Below are 2,457 nucleotides of genomic sequence, written 5' to 3' on the forward strand. Positions count from 1 at the left end.
ATTACGGATAGTGCGGCGGATTTACCAGTAGAATTGCTGCAAGCATATGATATTGATTTAATTCCACTCCGTGTATATGATGAAGCAGAAACAGAGTATTTAGATGGAGTAACATTAGAGTCAGTTACATTATTACAAAAAATGAGAGAAGGCGCTGTTTATAGAACATCATTGCCTTCACTTGAAACTTTCCAAGAAAAATTTGTTTCTTATGCAAAAGAAGGTAATCCTTGTATATATTTAGCTTTTTCATCTGAACTGTCTGGTACATATCAATCATCAGTTGTCATTAAAGAGGAAGTAAAAGAAACATATGCAGATTTAGATTTAGAAATTATTGATACAAAATGTGCTTCGCTTGGTCAAGGTCTTGTCGTTTTAGAAGCTGCTAAAATGGCAAAAGACGGCGCATCAAAAGAAGATATTTTAAACCGTGTCGCTTTTCTAATGAACCATATGGAGCACATCTTCACTGTAGCTGACTTACAGTACCTTGTTAGAGGTGGACGTTTAAGTAAAGTAGCTGGTTTTATCGGTGGTTTACTAAACATTAAGCCTATCTTAAACGTGGAAGAAGGAAAACTTGTACCACTTGAAAAGGTAAGAGGGAAAAAGAAAGTATTAAGCCGAATTGTTGATATTATGGAAGAGCGTGGTAAAGACCTTAAAGGTCAAACGATCGGTATCACTCATGGTGATGACTTAGAAACAGCGGAAGCATTAAAATCATTAATTACGGAAAGATTCGGTTGTGAAGTATTTATCGTAAATACAATTGGTGCAGCAATCGGAGCACATACAGGACCTGGCGTTATAACGTTATTTTTCTTAAATGAAGTAGAGTAAAGGATTGATCATTTGATCAATCCTTTTTTCTTTAATCTGTGATTACCGGTCGATATGGTATTGGTGAAGATAAAATCTTTGAAGTTTTCCTATATGAATTGCTCTCTTGTAGAGGGAGTATTTTTTATATGTGGAATGATACTTAATGGTAGAAGAAAAGAGTATAAATAAGAATGTATTTGTAGGAATTTAAATATTTGAAGATATCAAAATTTTGCCATTTCATATATAATTGTGTGGGGAGAAATATCTGTAACTATTTGTAAAAATAGGAGGCGACTATAAAAATGCAAGAAATTGCTAGATGGGATTTGAATCGCTTGTATTTGAATGAGGATATTCTATTTCCAATTTTGGAGTTGAAAGAGAAATATTTTGTAACAAAAGATGTAGAGGTTCTTTCAAAGCTAATACAAGCTATTGAGAAAACAGAATACTATTTGTACTGTAGATCAGTTGAAGAAAGTGTACCATCTGACCTTACTAAATTGACCGTGAAAGTGAAGGAACTAAAAAATGAATTACAGCAAGTAATAAAACATAATGAAGTGGAAACTTCAGATAATACTAAGTTAATAAAAGATGAGCTTAATGCTTGGGAAAATATGTACATACAATTACGGGATAGGATAGAAATAGAGCACAATAATAAACAATTATCCTTTGGACAAGCAAATACTATTGCAATGAATAGTGATAATGAAAAGGAAAGATTAGAAGTATTCGAGTTACTTACAAGTACTTTACATAAGGAAAAAGAAACCTTTGCTACTGTATTAAATCAAATAGGGAGATTGCGTAATGCAAAGAGTAATGAAATAGAAGATAGAGAGATTTTAACACAATCTTTTCATGCGAATGGCATTTCAGAAACTGTATTATTCCAAATGTGGAATGCGACAGAAGAAAACCTTGATAAATTAGTAAGTGCTTTAAACGTGTATAAGAAAGGAAAAGCTTCAATTACATGGCATGAACTTATGACGGTAAAGGAAAGTAATGAGATCATGATTCCTTTTTCAGTAGCAATACAAAACGTTTATGATGCATGTAAGAATATTGATGAAGAATTAGCAGAATTTGCACGTAATGCGATAGAAAGTGGTTGGGTAGATGCTGAACCGAGAGAGAATAAACCACCAGGTGGGTTTTGTGCTCCATTTTTCAGTGAGAAAGAATCGAGAATTTCCATTCGTTATGATGGGAGTATAGATAGTGTAAGAGTGCTCGCTCATGAATTAGGACATGCTTGGCACTTTTATAATATGAGTTTTGAACAATCTACGTCTTTTTTAGATGATTATTTGCCAATGAGTACGGCTGAATCAGCATCTATTTTCTTTGAAACGGTACTCTTAAATTATCTAATTGAAACAACGGATAGTAAAGATACGAAAAAGTCATTACTTAGCTGGAAAATAAGAAATAGTTTTAATTATGTAATGGCAATACGAGCATCGTATCAGTTTGAAAAAACATTTTATGAAAAATGTAAAGAGGGTCCTTTAAGTGCTGATGAAATTGAGAAATTATCTATAATTGCACAAAAAGAAGCTTATGGAAAAGCTTTAAGTGAATACCAGCCGTTTGTATGGATGAAATATATTCAAT

Annotated in this window: 2 protein-coding genes; both read left to right on the top strand. The window is 32.8% G+C overall.

Annotated elements, in window-relative coordinates; all coding sequences use genetic code 11:
• Positions 1–846, top strand: an 846-nt coding sequence (locus ABWK52_RS26265; protein ID WP_353772239.1) for a DegV family protein, incomplete at its 5' end; no start/stop codon positions are given.
• Positions 847–1,133: 287 nt separating this feature from the next.
• Positions 1,134–2,457 (top strand): M3 family metallopeptidase (locus tag ABWK52_RS26270; RefSeq protein ID WP_353772240.1); only part of this gene is annotated, 1,324 nt, incomplete at its 3' end.

The organism is Bacillus sp. AP50 (genome assembly GCF_040492675.1).
Lineage (GTDB): Bacteria > Bacillota > Bacilli > Bacillales > Bacillaceae_G > Bacillus_A > Bacillus_A cereus.